The 14,512-nt window shown below is 72.3% G+C and carries 9 protein-coding genes; 3 read left to right on the forward strand and 6 right to left on the reverse strand.

Features of this window, described 5'->3' with window-relative positions; all coding sequences use genetic code 11:
• The first annotated feature begins 25 nt into the window (after window positions 1-25).
• A complete protein-coding gene (locus ACFWXC_RS11090; protein ID WP_384476504.1) occupies window positions 26-298 on the forward strand; it encodes an antitoxin in 273 nt (90 codons plus the stop codon).
• Between the two features lie 106 nt (window positions 299-404).
• Here the strand turns inward: ACFWXC_RS11090 and ACFWXC_RS11095 are convergent, their stop codons facing one another.
• Entirely contained in the window at window positions 405-1,112 is a 708-nt protein-coding gene (locus tag ACFWXC_RS11095) for a class III extradiol dioxygenase subunit B-like domain-containing protein (protein WP_384476507.1), read from the reverse strand.
• Window positions 1,113-1,235: 123 nt separating this feature from the next.
• A complete protein-coding gene (gene miaB / locus ACFWXC_RS11100; RefSeq protein WP_384476510.1) occupies window positions 1,236-2,765 on the reverse strand; it encodes a tRNA (N6-isopentenyl adenosine(37)-C2)-methylthiotransferase MiaB in 1,530 nt (509 codons plus the stop codon).
• Window positions 2,766-3,379: 614 nt separating this feature from the next.
• Between miaB and ACFWXC_RS11105 the strand changes: the two genes are divergently transcribed.
• The gene (locus ACFWXC_RS11105) at window positions 3,380-4,735 is read left to right on the forward strand and encodes a beta-1,3-glucanase family protein (RefSeq protein ID WP_384476513.1); all 1,356 of its coding nucleotides are present in this window, start codon (window positions 3,380-3,382) and stop codon (window positions 4,733-4,735) included.
• 74 nt (window positions 4,736-4,809) lie between these two features.
• Here ACFWXC_RS11105 and ACFWXC_RS11110 read toward each other — a convergent pair whose 3' ends face one another.
• Window positions 4,810-7,113, reverse strand: a complete 2,304-nt coding sequence (locus ACFWXC_RS11110; RefSeq protein WP_384476516.1) for an MMPL family transporter — start codon at window positions 7,111-7,113, stop codon at window positions 4,810-4,812.
• Window positions 7,114-7,262: 149 nt separating this feature from the next.
• Here ACFWXC_RS11110 and ACFWXC_RS11115 point away from each other — a divergent pair, with 149 nt between their 5' ends.
• Window positions 7,263-8,204, forward strand: a complete 942-nt coding sequence (locus ACFWXC_RS11115) for an acyl-CoA thioesterase (protein ID WP_384476519.1) — start codon at window positions 7,263-7,265, stop codon at window positions 8,202-8,204.
• 5 nt (window positions 8,205-8,209) lie between these two features.
• On the opposite strand, the gene ACFWXC_RS11120 is transcribed toward ACFWXC_RS11115, so the two are convergent.
• Genes ACFWXC_RS11120 through ACFWXC_RS11130 form a run of 3 tightly spaced genes read right to left on the reverse strand, consistent with a single transcriptional unit; the run spans window position 8,210 to window position 14,380 of the window.
• Entirely contained in the window at window positions 8,210-8,971 is a 762-nt protein-coding gene (locus ACFWXC_RS11120; protein ID WP_384476522.1) for an SDR family oxidoreductase, read from the reverse strand.
• Window positions 8,961-10,409, reverse strand: coding sequence for a coproporphyrinogen-III oxidase family protein (locus tag ACFWXC_RS11125; RefSeq protein WP_384476525.1), 1,449 nt, complete (start codon window positions 10,407-10,409; stop codon window positions 8,961-8,963). The genes ACFWXC_RS11120 and ACFWXC_RS11125 overlap by 11 nt, the downstream gene beginning before the upstream one ends.
• A gap of 35 nt (window positions 10,410-10,444) precedes the next feature.
• Window positions 10,445-14,380, reverse strand: a complete 3,936-nt coding sequence (locus ACFWXC_RS11130) for a type I polyketide synthase (RefSeq protein ID WP_384476527.1) — start codon at window positions 14,378-14,380, stop codon at window positions 10,445-10,447.
• Between the last annotated feature and the right edge of the window lie 132 nt (window positions 14,381-14,512).

The following is a 14,512-nucleotide window of genomic DNA, read 5'->3' on the forward strand; positions in this document are numbered from 1 at the left end:
GAGGGAAGCCATAGGGAAGGTAGCCATGGGTCTTTTGGACAATTTGAAGGCCAAGCTCGCCCCGGCCAAGGACCGGGTCTCTGATCTCGCGCACCAGCACGAGGACAAGATCGACAAGCTCCAGCACGGCATCGACAAGGCCGCGCGGGTCGTCGACGAGAAGACCAAGGGCAAGTACAGCGACAAGATCCAGACGGGTACGGGCAGGGCCAAGGACGCCATGGACCGGTTTGTGCACCCGGACGCGACCGACCCCACCGCGCCGACCCGGCCGGAGGGCCCGCCGCCGGCTTCCTGAGCCGGGCGGACCCACGCAGATCGGCGGACGGCCGAGAGTCACCCGACTCCCGGCCGTCCGCCGTTCCGCGGAGCGGTCGGGCCAGGACAGGCCGGCTCAGGTCAGCTCAGGACCAGGTCGCCACGAGGTAGCAGACGCCGTACGGCGCGTCGTCGTGGAGCAGCGCTCCGGCGAGGCCCGCGTCCTCGGCCGCGCCGGCCAGGACCTGCCAGGGGGCCCGGCCCGAGGCCTTGAGCTGGTACGCCAGGTCGGCGTCGAGGGCCTTGATCGCCGCGAGGTCGGCGGTGCCGAGCGCGCGGGCCGCCTCGGCGTCGAAGGGGGCCGCCCGCTCGTCGAGGTAGCCCGGTGCCTTGAGGGTGCGGCAGGCGCTGGCGTCGCCCATGACCAGCATCGCCACCCGCGGGGCCCGGCCGGCGATCTCCCGGCCGGTACGGACGCACCGTTCGGCCTCCAGGGGCTCGCCCACGCCCAGCCCCTCGATCGGCGCGTCGGCCCAGCCGGTGCGCTCCAGCAGCCAGGCGCCGACGGCGAGCGAGGCCGGCAGCTCCCGCTCACCGGCCTCGCCGCTCCCGAGCCACACGTCGGCGTCGACGCCGAAGCCGCGGAAGGAGCCCCGGCTGCCCTGCGGGAACACGCCCCGCCCGGGCTTCTCCGCGGGCCCGACCACCACCAGCAGGTCGGGCCGCGCGGCGGCGAGCACGCCCAGTGCGTCGGCGCACGCGGCACGGGCGACGTCCAGCTCGGGGGCGGCACCCGCGGCGACCTCGGGCACGAGGAGCGGCGGGCAGGGGCAGACTGCGGCGGCGACAAGCATGATCGGCAGGGTAGCGGCGACGGCCGCCGAAGGTCGGTCAGCGGCGTCGGCCGCCCACGGTCAGTCCTCGATCAGCACGTCGGTCAGGTCGATCAACCTGAGCACCCGTGTTGTGGCAGGCCGTCAGTCGCAGCCGCAGCCGCTTCCCGAGGCCACCGGCAGGGGCTCCGGTACGCCGATCTTCGGCAGCCCGAGCAGCACGCCCGCCGGCTTGGCCGCCTCGGCGGCGTTGCGCTTCTCCCAGGCGTCGCCCGCGCGGGTCCGGCGCACGTCCAGCACGGCGCCCTCGGCGAGGAGGTGGTGCGGGGCGGCGTAGGTGACCTCGACCGTGACGACGTCGCCGGGGCGGACCTCCTGGTCGGGCTTGGTGAAGTGGACCAGGCGGTTGTCGGGGGCGCGGCCGGAGAGGCGGTGGGTGGCGCCGTCCTTGCGGCCCTCGCCCTCGGCGACCATCAGCTCCAGGGTGCGGCCGACCTGCTTCTTGTTCTCGTCCCAGGAGATCTCCTCCTGAAGGGCGACGAGACGCTCGTAGCGCGCCTGGACGACCTCCTTGGGGATCTGGTTCTCCATGGTCGCGGCCGGGGTGCCGGGCCGCTTGGAGTACTGAAAGGTGAAGGCCTGGGTGAAGCGGGCCTCGCGGACCGCGTGCATGGTCTGCTCGAAGTCCTCCTCGGTCTCGCCGGGGAAGCCCACGATGATGTCGGTGGTGATCGCCGCGTGCGGGATCGAGGCGCGGACCTTCTCGATGATCCCCAGGTAGCGGTCCTGCCGGTACGAGCGGCGCATCGCCTTGAGGACCGTGTCCGAGCCGGACTGCATCGGCATGTGCAGCTGCGGCATCACGTTCGGCGTCTCGGCCATGGCGGCGATGACGTCGTCGGTGAAGTCGCGGGGGTGAGGGGACGTGAAGCGGACGCGCTCAAGGCCGTCGATCTTCCCGCAGGCCCGCAGCAGCTTGCTGAAGGCCTCGCGGTCGCCGATGTCGGAGCCGTACGCGTTGACGTTCTGGCCGAGCAGGGTGATCTCGGAGACGCCCTCGCCGACCAGGGCCTCGATCTCGGCGAGGATGTCCCCGGTGCGGCGGTCCTTCTCCTTGCCGCGCAGGGCCGGGACGATGCAGAAGGTGCAGGTGTTGTTGCAGCCGACGGAGATCGAGACCCAGGCCGCGTACGCGCTCTCGCGCCGGGTCGGCAGTGTGGAGGGGAACGCCTCCAGCGACTCGGCGATCTCGACCTGCGCCTCTTCCTGCACCCGGGCGCGCTCCAGCAGGACCGGCAGCTTGCCGATGTTGTGCGTGCCGAAGACGACGTCGACCCAGGGGGCCTTCTTCACGATGGTGTCGCGGTCCTTCTGCGCGAGGCAGCCGCCGACCGCGATCTGCATGCCGGGGCGCTTCGTCTTCATCGGGGCGAGGCGGCCGAGATTGCCGTAGAGGCGGTTGTCGGCGTTCTCCCGGACGGCGCAGGTGTTGAAGACGACGACATCCGCGTCGCCGTCGGAGCCCTCGGGGGCGCGGACGTATCCGGCCTCCTCCAGCAGCCCGGACAATCGCTCGGAGTCGTGGACGTTCATCTGGCACCCGTAGGTGCGGATTTCATAGGTCTGAGATGAACGAACGTCCACTGCCGCGCTCCGGTCACTGCTGCTGGTCATGAGTCAAGAGTAGGCGGTCGCGAACGGGGCCTGTCGCGGCCGCCGCCGCTTCGCCTACGGACCAGGGACGACAGCCGCCCCCGCCCCGTAGGGGGGTGGGTCCAGGCGCGGCCCGAGCCGGCCCGCGGATACCCACAGACCAGCCAGGCGTCGGCACGACAGCGTCCGGCACCAGGACGGCCCGCCCGCACGTCGCCGGCTGTGCCTGCCACGCCTGCCGCGGGTCCCTCCGGAGGTCCGCCCGCGGGACCAGGAACGCCCCACGGCATCCCCTGTCGGGTAACGCAACCGGCCTCGGTCCCGGTCACGCCTGCTCGTGATCTTCCGGGGCGGTGACAGGACGGCACGGAAAGGTCCGTACCGGCTGCGTCAAGGGTTGTAAAAGCGGACCGGCCCGGGGCCGCCCAAACGGTCGGAAGCTGAAGGCTGCCAACGCGTTGTGCGCGATACCAGCGCCGGGATCAGCACCGTGTCGTCAGCGGGATCCCAACTCGATTGATTTCGGCTTCAGTTGTTGACGGCGGACAGCGCCAGGTCTACAACCCGAGGGAGCGCTCTCATGTCTGCTGTTGCTCCATCCCCACGCACGCCGAACCGGCTTGAGGAGACTCCGCATGCAGAGTTCCGCCAGCGCACCCACCCGCAGACCACCGGCCGGCGCCGTACGCCCACGCACGGCTCTCGGTCTGGTCGTCGTCCTGATCGCCGCCTTCTTCGCGGTGCTCGCACCGTCGCCCGCCCACGCCGCCGACCAGCTGCTGTCCCAGGGCAGGCCCGCCACCGCCTCCTCGACCGAGAACGCCTCCTTCCCCGCAGGCGCCGCGGTCGACGGCAACACCGGCACCCGCTGGTCCTCGGCCTTCTCCGACCCGCAGTGGCTGCAGGTCGACCTCGGGTCGCTCCAGCAGCTCACCCGCGTCACGCTGAACTGGGAGGCCGCCTACGCGACCGCCTTCCAGATCCAGACCTCCACCGACGCCACCACCTGGACCACCGTCTACTCGACGGCCACCGCCACCGGCGGGACCCAGAACCTCGCCATCACCGGCAGCGGGCGCTACGTCCGTCTCTACGGCACCGCGCGGGGCACCCCGTACGGCTACTCCCTGTGGGAGTTCCAGGTCTACGGTCCCGGCGCCACCACCCCGCCGGACGACTTCTGGGGCAGCACCAGCGACATACCCGCGGCGAACAACGCCGTCGAGGTGAAGATCCTCAACCGCACCAACGGCAAGTACCCCGACAGCCAGGTGTACTGGAGCTTCAACGGCCAGGTGCACTCCATCGCCGAACAGCCCTACCTCGACATGCCGGCCAACTCCGCCGGCCGCATGTACTTCTACCTGGGCTCGCCCAACAGTGCGTACTACGACTTCATCGAGTTCACGGTCGGCAACAACGTCTTCAACGGCAACACCACCCGGGTCGACGCCTTCGGCCTGAAGCTGGCCATGCGCCTGCACACCAAGGACGGTTACGACGTCGAGGTCGGCGAGAACCGGCAGACGTTCGCCGAGGACCGCGCCACCACCTTCCAGCGCTTCACCGACGCGGTGCCGTCCCAGTTCGACGTGCTGGCCCAGACCCAGGCCCCGTACCGGATCATCGCGCCCGGCAGCGACCCGAGCTTCCGCGCGGGCGGCGCCAACGCGAACTACTTCACCTCGTACGCCCAGTCGGTGGGCGTGACCGCAGCCACCTCGGACATCTTCGGCTGCGCGGCCTCCCTGGCGGCCGACCCGAACATGTGCGCCGCCCTCAACCGCCATGTCGCCACCCTGCCGGCCTCCCAGCAGTCCGACCCGGCCCAGTTCTACACGGCGGCACCGGCGAACTACTACGCCAAGTTCTGGCACGACAACGCCATCAACCACCTCGCCTACGGCTTCCCCTACGACGACGTGGCGGGCCAGTCCTCCTTCGTCTCCCACGCCAACCCGCAATGGCTCCTGGTCGCCGTCGGCTGGTAGCCGATCCGGTGGCGCGGACGCCGGACCCACACTGATCCCCGACCGGCGCGTCCCTCTCCGGGAAGGCGCGCCGGTCATGGGCCGGGGGTGGGTGTTCCCGGCGGAACACCGGCCCGCTCCGCCCTCGGCAGGTCCGGGGCGCCGGTGTCCTCGCGCAGTCCGACGCGGTCGTGGAGGCGGCGCAGCGGGGCCGGGGCCCACCAGTTGGCGCGGCCCGCCAGCCGCATGAACGACGGGACGAGTACGGCCCTCACCAGCGTCGCGTCCAGCACCACCGCCAGGGCCAGGCCGACGCCCAGGAGCTTCAGCATGGTCACCCCGGAGACGGAGAAGACGAACAGCACCGCGGCGACCAGGACGGCCGCGGCGGTGATGATGCGGCCGGTGTGCTGGAGGCCGAAGGCGACGGACTCCGTGTTGTCGCCGGTGAGCAGGTAACGCTCGCGGATGCGGGCGAGCAGGAAGACCTCGTAGTCCATGGAGAGCCCGAAGGCCACGCAGAAGGTCAGGATCGGGATGGTGGCGTCCAGCGTGCCGGTGTGCGCCGGGCTGCCCACGAGGAACGACAGATGCCCCTCCTGGAACACGTACACCATCGCCCCGAACGTGGCGCTGAGACTGAGGGTGTTGAGCACCAGCGCCTTCACCGGCATCAGGACGCTCCCGGTGAACAGGAAGAGCAGCAGCAGGGAGGCGCCCACCACGATGCCGATCGCGGCGGGGGTGGCCCGGGCGACGGCGGCGGTGCTGTCCTGGACCTCGGCGGCCCGGCCGCCCACCGACACCGTGGCTCCGGCGGGCGCGGCCACCTCCCGCAGCCCGCGGACCAGCCGGGTGCCGGCCGGGGAGTCCTGTTCGACCCCGGAGACCACGGTGACGAGTGTGACGCGGGTGTCATCGGAGACGCGGATGACACGGGTGACGCGGGTGACGCGAGTGCTGTCGCCGTCCGCCGAAGCCGCCGGGGCCGGTCCCCGGACCCGGTGCCCGGCGACGTAACTCCCGGTCGCCGCGGTCACCCGGCGGACGTCGGGCACCGCGGAGAGCGCGCGGGCGTAGGGCTCCACCGCCCGGGGCCGTACGCCCTCGATCACCACGGGGACGGTGCCCAGCGCGTCGGCGTCGAACCGGTCGCGCAGCAGCTGCGTGGCCCGGTGCACCTGGGCGGAGGCGGGCAGCGAGCGGTCGTCGAAGAGGCCCGCGGAGACACGGGGGAACGGGGACGCGAGGAACGCCAGCAGCAGCACCGCGCCACCGCCGTAGAGCAGGGGGCGGCGCGTCACCGCCAGCGCGAACCGGTACCAGCGTCCGTCCTCCGGGGCCCCCGTCGGGCGTGCCGGGCCGCGCAGCCGGGCGAACACGTCGTAGCGGTCGACCCGACGGCCGACGACAGCGAGCAGGGCGGGCAGTACGAGGACCGCGCCCGCCGCCGCCGAGAGCACGACGGCGATACCGCCGTAGGCGAAGGACCGCAGGAAGAACTGCGGAAAGACCAGCAGGGCGACCAGGGACAGGGCCACGGTGAGCGCGGAGAACGCGACCGTCCGCCCGGCCCGGCGCACGGTGGGGCCGAGCGCCTCCCGCACGGTGGCGCCGCCGCGCAGTTCCTCCCGGAAGCGGGCGAGGACGAACAGGCTGTAGTCGATGGCGAGTCCGAGGCCGAGCGAGGTGGTGGAGTTCATCGAGTACACCGAGATCGGCACCACGCCCGCGAGCGCGTTGAGCACGGCCCGGCTCATCAGGACCGACAGCAGCGCGACGACCAGGGGCAGGGTGGCGGCGACCGCGCCGCCGAAGACCAGCAGGAGCAGGACCAGGGTGATCGGCGCGGCGATCGCCTCCGCGAGCAGCAGGTCGTGTGCGGTGCGCGCGCCGACCTCCGACTGCACCTGCGCGGGGCCGGCCGCCAGGACCATCAGCCCCCGGGCGTGCCGCCGGACGTCCGGCAGGACCCGGCCGGCGGTCTTCGCCCGGTCGTCCTCGTCACCGCTGAGGGAGAGCGTGACCAGCCCGATGGCACCGTCGCGGGAGCGCAGCGCGGGCGCGCGGCCCGCCGTCCAGTACGAGGTGGCCTCCCGGACGCCCGGGATCCGTGCCGCGTGCCGGGTCAGGGCCGTGCCCAGGGAGGTCATCTCCGCCGAGTCGACGGACGTCGTGCCGCTGAGCAGCAGCACCAGGTCGTCGGCGGCGGCCGGGAAGTGCTCGGCCACCAGGCGTTCGGCGCGGGCGGACTGCGCGCCGGGGTCGGAGAAACCCCCGTGGACCAGGCGGTGTTCCACGCCCAGGCCGCCGATCCAGGCGAGGACGACGGCGACCGCGCTCACCCACAGCACGGCGACGCGCCGCCGGTAGAGCACCGCGCTGACGCGGTCCAGCATGACAGGGCCTCCCTGAGGCGCTCCGGGCAACGGACCGGCGGCGTGGTGAACTGCCGCTCGCCGTCAGCCAGTTCGATTGATGGACGGGCTCCGAGCTGGCGATACTGACCCGACCGAGCACTGTCGCCGAGGCGAGCGAAGCGAGGCCCATGCACCAGGAACCCGCACTGCTGGAACTGCTCGGCCTCCTCGATCCGGCCCCCGCACCCGGCCGCGACGACGGAGGGCACGGCGAACACGGGGAGCACCGGGAACACGGCCAGCACCGGGAACACGAGGAGTGCTTTCTGGGGCGCCCGCCCCTGGAGCGGACCTCCCCGGTGTACGGCGGGCTGGTGGCCGCCCAGGCACTGGCCGCCGCCGGCCGTACGGTGCCCGGCGGGCCGCCGGTGCACGCGGTGCACTGCTCCTTCGTACGGCCCGGCCTGCCGACGGCCCCCTTCGAGCACCGGGTCGACCGGGTGAAGACCACCCCGTCCTTCGCCACCCGGCGGGTCCGTACCACCCAGCGCGGCCGTGAGGTGTTCGCGCTGACCGCCTCCTTCCACCGCCCGGAGCCGGGCCTCGCCCACCAGGAGCCGATGCCGGCCGTCCCGGACCCGGAGGACCTGCCGACCTACGAGGAGCGGCTGACGAAGGCGTTCGGCGAGGCCGTCGCCCCGCTCGGGAAGCCGTACGAGACCCGCTTCGTGGGGCCGTTGAGCTTCGACGCCGAGCAGGACCCGGCGCTGGTGTCCTCGCGGACGAGGGTCTGGGTGCGGATCAGGGGCGAGGCGCCGGGCGGCGGCGAACCGCTGCTCCACGCCTGTCTGCTGGTGTACGTGTGCGATGTGACCATGCTGGAGACGGTCGCGGTCCGGCACGGGGTGTCGTGGTTCCACGCCACCGCCCGGAGCCTCGACTACACCGTGTGGATCCACCGTCCGTTCCGCGCGGACGACTGGCTGCTGTGCGCCCACGAGACCCCGGTGGCCGCCGGCGGCCGGGGACTGGTCCTCGGCCGGGTCTTCACCCGCGACGGGGTGCTGGTCGCCACCCTCGCCCAGGAAGGCCTGCTGCGCGTGAGCGGCGACCGTGCGGAGGCCGGCTGAGGGGGCTATACGACCAGGCCGCCGGAGATCTCGATGGCCTGCCCGGTGATGTAGCGGGCCCGGTCGGAGGCCAGGAAGCACACCAGGTGGGCCACGTCCCGCGGGGAGCCGAACTCCTGGCCGGGGATCAGGGATCTGAGGAACTCGGCCCGGTCTTCGGGTATCGCGGCGGTCATGTCGGTCTCGATGAGTCCGGGCGCGACGGCGTTGACGGTGACGCCCCGGGTGCCGATCTCCTTGGCCAGTGCCTTGGTGAAGCCGATGATCCCGGCCTTGGCGGCGGAGTAGGCGGTCTGGCCGGGGGTGCCGTGCAGCCCTGCGGAGGAGGCGATGTTGACGATGGCACCGCTGCGCTGTTTCACCAGGGGCATCAGCAGCGGTCTGGTGATGGTGTACATGCTGTCGAGGTTGGTGCCGATGACCTGGTGCCACTGTTCGGGGGCCATCCGTGCGAACAGGGTGTCGCGGGTGATGCCCGCGTTGTTGACGAGGATGTCGAAGCGGTCCAGCCGGTCCAGCGCCGCGGCGGCGAACCGTGCCGCCGCCTCGGTGTCGGCGACGTCCGCGTACAGCGGGGTGCAGCGGCGCTCCGGGTGGGCGGCGCGCAGCTCGTCGGCGAGGGCGCGGGCCTGCTTCTCGTCGCTGTGGTAGCCGAAGACGACATCGGCGCCCTGCGCCAGCGCCAGCCGGACGACGGCGGCGCCGATGCCCCGCGAGCCTCCGGTGACCACGCAGCCGCGGCCCGCCAGCGGGAGTTCAGCCGTCACGGCCCGCCTCCGGTGTCACGGCGGCGGGCCGGCGCGCCTCCTTCTTGCGCCGGGCGGCCTCCTCGCGCAGTTCGCGGTAGCGCTCCTCGGCGATCAGTGTGGAGATCATGGGCACGTAGAACGCGCCGTCGCCGACCAGCCTGATCCGCTCCGCGGTGATCTCCGCGTACCCGCGCTCGGCGAGCGCGTCCCAGACGGTGGCGAACTTCTCGTACACGTCGACGCCGAAGCCCGTGCGGTACTGGGCCCGGTCGATCCGCGTGCTGATGAGATCCCGGAAGAGGGCCAGCAGCAGCAGGTCGTCGGGGGTGTGGCGGAAGCCGCGCTCGACCGGGAACCGGCCGGCGTCGACCGCCGCCTTGTACTGCGGCAGGCTGCGGTGGTTGATGAACGACCACGAACGGCCCGAGGGGAGCGTGGGGTTGCCGAAGAAGGTGATCGCCGCGTAGCCGAGTCCGAGGCTGTCGACCTGTTCGACGCGGCTGGTGTAGCCCTCGCGGAAGTCCTTGACCGCGGGGTCCCCGGGGCGGCGGAAGTTGTACGTCGACAGCTGCTCGTAGCCCTGGTCGAGCAGGAAGTCGCGGCCCGCCCGGTACATCTCCAGGTTGGCCAGGGTGCTGGGCAGTTCGTGGAAGCGGTTGAGCGCGAAGTCGGTGGGTCCGCCGACGTTCAGCTCGTAGTGGGTGATGTCGTGGACCTCCCAGGAGACCAGGGTCCGCAGGTCCTCCAGCATGGTGTCGACGGTCTGCTGGGGCCAGCCGAAGATGATGTCGACGTTGGCGGCCAGGCCGAGTTCGCGGGCCCACTCCAGGCTCTGGATGACGTGTTTGGTGGTCTGCTTGCGGCCGCTGAAGCTGTTGAGCCGCTCGTTGACCTGCTGGACGCCCATGCTGATCCGGTTCATCCCGGAGTCCCGGATGGCCGCCATCTTCTCCCGGGAGAAGAGCTGCGGGATGCCCTCCAGGGTGAGGTCCGCCCCGTCCTCGATCTCGGGGAAGAGGCGGCGCACCATGTCCATCAGCCGGTGGTAGACCGGGGCCCGGTAGAGGTTGGAGGTGCCCCCGCCGAAGTAGGCTCCGACGAGGACGGAGCCCGCCATCTGCTCCCGGTACATCTCGGCTTCGCGTTCCACATAGCCGTAGTAGTCCTCCAGCGCGGCGTTGCCCTGGAACTCCTCGACGGGGAACAGGCAGTAGCCGCACTTCCCGGGGTCGGTCTGGATGCAGTACGGGACGCCGACGTAGAGGAACGCGTGGGACTGCTCGCCGGTGGCGCGCAGGTGCCGGCGGTCCGCGCCGACCTCGTCCAGGGGCACGGACAGCTCGTTCCAGTACCGCGGGGACGGGAAGCCGTGCTGGATCTTGTTGACCTGGCGTTCGGTGAGATGGCTGTCGAGGTAGTCGTTGACGTGCTCGGGGCTCAACACGGTGGCCGGCACTTCCCCTCTGGGTGGGATCGGCAGCAGGGTGGCGGTCAGGAGCCCTGGCGGGCGGTGGCGGCCGGGTCCGCCAGGATCACGCGCTGGAGGAGGTACTCCGCCAGTTCCTCGATGCTCTGGTACTCCAGTGCCTCCATCGCCTTGAAGCGGAAGTCGAGCTTCTCCTGGATGCGGCGCTGGAGTTCGGTGATGCTCAGTGAGTCGAGACCGATCTCCAGCAGGGCCAGGGACGGGTCGAGGTCGTGCAGGTCGATCTCCATCTCGGCCGACATCCGGCCGAGGGTGTCGGCGATCTCGTCGGCGAGCCAGCCGATGACCACCTGGCGGCGCTCGGCGGCCGGGAGGGGCTCGACGCGGGCCCGCAGTTCCGCCCGTGAGTCGCCGCTCTCCCGGGGGCGGCCGTCGGCCGGTGCGGCGGGGCCGGCCGAGGTGCCGGTCAGCGAGGCGATGCGCCGGAACTCGATGTCGTCGAGGTCCGCGAGGAGGTTCCCGGAGTCGTCCAGCACGCTCAACCGCGCCGAGAAGGCGGTCCCGTCGGGGTTCGGGCGCAGCCGGAGGTGGCCCCAGACCTGGTCGGGCAACGGTCGGTGCAGGGTCATCCGGCCGATGCCGACCGGGACGTGGGCGCCCCGGGCGGCGCCCTCCCGCGCCGCGGCGGCGGTCAGGTGCAGACAGCCGTCGAGCAGGGTGGCGAAGCGGTGTGCGTGACTGACGGGGGACGCGCCGTCGGGGGCGGCCGTGATCCGGCCGAGCGCCTGCCCGCCCGTCTCGTCGAGCCACAGCTCGCGGACGGTGGAGAAGCTCGCGCCGTACTCCATGCCGTCCTCGCGGAGCAGCCCGTAGAGCCGGCCGGCCGGCAGTGCCGTGGACATCGCCGCGCGCAGCTGCTCCGGTGGTGTCACGGGGGTGTCCCGCCGCTCGGCCGGACCGGCCTTCCCCTGGCAGTAGCGGGGCTCGCCGTCCCCGTCGCCGGCCACCGTGAACCGGTGGCCGCCCTCGGTCGAGGAGTCCTCCAGGTCGACCCGGACGGTGCTGGGTCGCGTGGGGGCCAGGACCAGCGGGCGCAGGAAGTCGACGTCGGTGAACTGGACGGCCGTGTCCGCCGCGCAGGCGTCGAGGACCAGTTCCAGATAGCCGGTGGCCGGGAAGACGGTCGCCCCGAGAACCCGGTGGTCCGCCCAGGGCGTGCCCGCCCGCACCTCGTGCCGGCGCACGATCCGGCGGGCGGCCTGCCGCGGTACGGGCGCCGGCGCCACGGCCGGCACCTGCGACCGCGGTGCCGCCACGGCCGCCGTCTCGCCGGGTCCGGCGTCCGGCGCGGGCACCACCCAGTACCGGTCCTTGCGGAACGGGTAGCGCGGGGCGTTGGAGGTACGGCGGTGGTGCGGGCCCCGGTAGAGGGCGGGGAGGTCGACGGCGGCCCCCGCCGTGAACAGGGCACCCGCGGCGGCGAGAAGGTTGCGGGTGTCCCGTCCGTCGCGGCGCAGGGTCGGGATCACCGTCACGCCGGTGTCGCCGAAGGCCTCGGCGATGTACGGCCCCAGAGCGGGATGGGGGCCGATCTCCAGGACCACGCCGCAGCCCAGCGCCGCCACCGCACGCATGCCGTCGTGGAACCGGACCGGCCGGCGCGCCTGCTGGCTCCAGTACTCCGGGCCCTCCGCGCCGGTCAGCGCCTCGCCCGTGACATTGGAGAACACGGGGACGGCCGGCGTGGTGGTACGCAGCCCGGCGGCCGCCTTGCCCAGCTCGGCCAGGACCGGGTCCATCAGCGGCGAGTGGAAGGCGTGCGAGGTACGCAGCCGGGTGGTGCGGCTGCCCGCGGCCTCGGCGCGGCGGGCCACCTCGTCGACGGCCGCCGCCCGCCCGGAGACGACCACGGCGCGCGGGCCGTTGACGGCGGCGACGCAGACGTCCGCCTCCCGTCCCGACAGCCAGCCCCGCACGGTCTCCGGGTCGGCGGCCACGGCCAGCATCACTCCGTCGCGCGGCAGTTCGCCCATCAGCCGGCCGCGCACCGCGCTGAACCGGGCGGCGTCCTCCAGGGGGAGCATGCCGGCGACACACGCGGCGACGACCTCGCCGATGCTGTGCCCGACCACCGCGTCCGGGACGACTCCCCAGGACCGCAGCAGGGCGGCGAGCGCGTACTCGACGGCGAACAGCGCCGGCTGGGCGAGGCGGGTGTCGTCGAGCGCCTGCGGTGTTTGGTCCTCGAAGAGCAACTGCCGCAGCGGTACGGGAAGTTCGGGGTCGAGCAGTTCGGCGCACCGGTCGAGGGCGGCGGCGAAGGCCGGTTCGCCGCCGTACAGTTCGCGGGCCATGCCCGGGTACTGCGCGCCCTGGCCGGTGAAGACGAAGGCGGTCCTGGCGGGCTTCGCGGGGTGTCCGCCGCTGACCGACGGCGAGGTCCGGCGGGTCCGCCACAGCCGCAGGTCGTTGGCGATCTCGATACCGCCCCGTCCGGTCACCGCGAGGCGGTGGCGGTGCGCGGCGCGTCCGGCGGCGGCGGTGAAGACGGCCGCCGGCAGGGTCTCCCGGTCGGTCCTGGACAGATACTCCGCCCAGCGCTCGGCCAGTGCGTCCAGGCTCTCGGGGGACTTGGCGGACAGCACCAGCAGCTCGGCCGGGCGCGGCTTCGCGGCGACCGCCCCGCCTCGCGGCTTCGGCCGCGGTGCCTCCCGCAGGATGGCGTGGGCGTTGGTGCCGCTGTAGCCGAAGGAGTTGACGGCGGCCAGCCGCGGGACGTCCGTCCGGGGCCAGGGCACGGCCTCGGTGGGGACCTCCACCGGGGCGCCGTCGAGGTCGATCCTGGGGTTGAGCCGGTCGAGATGGAGGCTGGCGTAGATGGTCTCGCGGTGCAGCGAGAGGGCGGCCTTGACGACGCCGAGGAGTCCGGCGGCGGCCTCGGTGTGGCCGAAGTTGCTCTTCGCCGAGCCGACGTACAGCGGCCGGTCGGCGGTGCGCGAGCGGGCGTAGGCCCGGGAGATGGCGCCCATCTCGATGGGGTCGCCGACCGGGGTTCCGGTGCCGTGTGCCTCGACGTAGTCGACCTCGGCGGGGTCGACGCCGCTGCGGGCGAGCGCGGTGCGCATCACCTGCTCCTGGGTACGGCCGTTGGGGGCGGTCAGCGCGGGCGTGTGCCCGTCGTGGTTGATCGCGCTGCCGACGACGGTGGCCAGGATGGGGTCGCCCCGTTCCTCCGCGACCGACTGCCGGCGCAGCAGTACGGCCACGCAGCCCTCGCTGCGGACATAGCCGTCCGCCTTGGCGTCGAAGGCCCGGCACTGCCCGCTGCGGGAGAACAGCCCCAGTTTGCAGAAGGCGACATGGACATCGGGGTGGAGGATCAGGTTGACGCCGGCGACGACGGCCGAGTCGCACTCGCCGGTGAGCAGGGACTGCCGGGCCAGGTGCAGGGCGACCAGCGAACCGGAACAGGCGGTGTCGACCGCGAAACAGGGCCCCTTCACATCGAGGAAGTGGGCGACCCGGCCGGCGCTGATGCTGTTCGCGTCGCTCATCGCGTCGTAGGCCGAGACACCCTTCAGCCCTTCGATGTCGCGCTTGAGGGTGCCGTAGTTGTTGGTGTTCATCAGCGCGAGGAATACGCCGGTGTCGGTGCCCCGCAATTCCGCGGGGTCCTGTCCGGCGTTTTCGAGGGCGTGCCACACGGTCTGCAGAAGCAGCCGGTGCTGCGGATCCATCCGGACCGCCTCGGCGTCCGAGATTCCGAAGAACGCCGCGTCGAAGCGGTCGACGTCGTCCACGAATCCGCCGTGCCGGATGTAGGTCTTGCCCGGAGCCAGCGGGTCGGGATCATAGAGTCCGTCCACGTCCCAGCGGCTGGCGGGGATCTCCTCGACACAGTCCCGCCCCTCCCGCAGCACGGTGTACAGGTCGTCCGGCCCGTGCACTCGACCGGGGAGCGTGCACCCGATCCCTACCAACGCGATGGGCTCGACATCCATGCAGGATTTCTCCTTCGAAGGACGGGAAAAGGCAGTGCCGTGGCGCCGGGAAATCCGCGTCAGGATTCTTCTGCTCGGCGGCGAACGGAAATTCCGTACGCACGTGTCGGCCGAGTTCCCTTTCGGCGCACC

The sequence above is a fragment of the Streptomyces sp. NPDC058683 genome (assembly GCF_042716195.1).
In the GTDB taxonomy this organism is placed as follows: domain Bacteria; phylum Actinomycetota; class Actinomycetes; order Streptomycetales; family Streptomycetaceae; genus Streptomyces.

Bases quoted from the DNA above. Each gene is read 5' to 3' on its own strand.
- ACFWXC_RS11090 (WP_384476504.1), top strand. From the start codon at position 26: ATGGGTCTTTTGGACAATTTGAAGGCCAAGCTCGCCCCGGCCAAGGAC.
- ACFWXC_RS11095 (WP_384476507.1), bottom strand. From the start codon at position 1,112: ATGCTTGTCGCCGCCGCAGTCTGCCCCTGCCCGCCGCTCCTCGTGCCC.
- miaB (WP_384476510.1), bottom strand. From the start codon at position 2,765: ATGACCAGCAGCAGTGACCGGAGCGCGGCAGTGGACGTTCGTTCATCT.
- ACFWXC_RS11105 (WP_384476513.1), top strand. From the start codon at position 3,380: ATGCAGAGTTCCGCCAGCGCACCCACCCGCAGACCACCGGCCGGCGCC.
- ACFWXC_RS11110 (WP_384476516.1), bottom strand. From the start codon at position 7,113: ATGCTGGACCGCGTCAGCGCGGTGCTCTACCGGCGGCGCGTCGCCGTG.
- ACFWXC_RS11115 (WP_384476519.1), top strand. From the start codon at position 7,263: ATGCACCAGGAACCCGCACTGCTGGAACTGCTCGGCCTCCTCGATCCG.
- ACFWXC_RS11130 (WP_384476527.1), bottom strand. From the start codon at position 14,380: ATGGATGTCGAGCCCATCGCGTTGGTAGGGATCGGGTGCACGCTCCCC.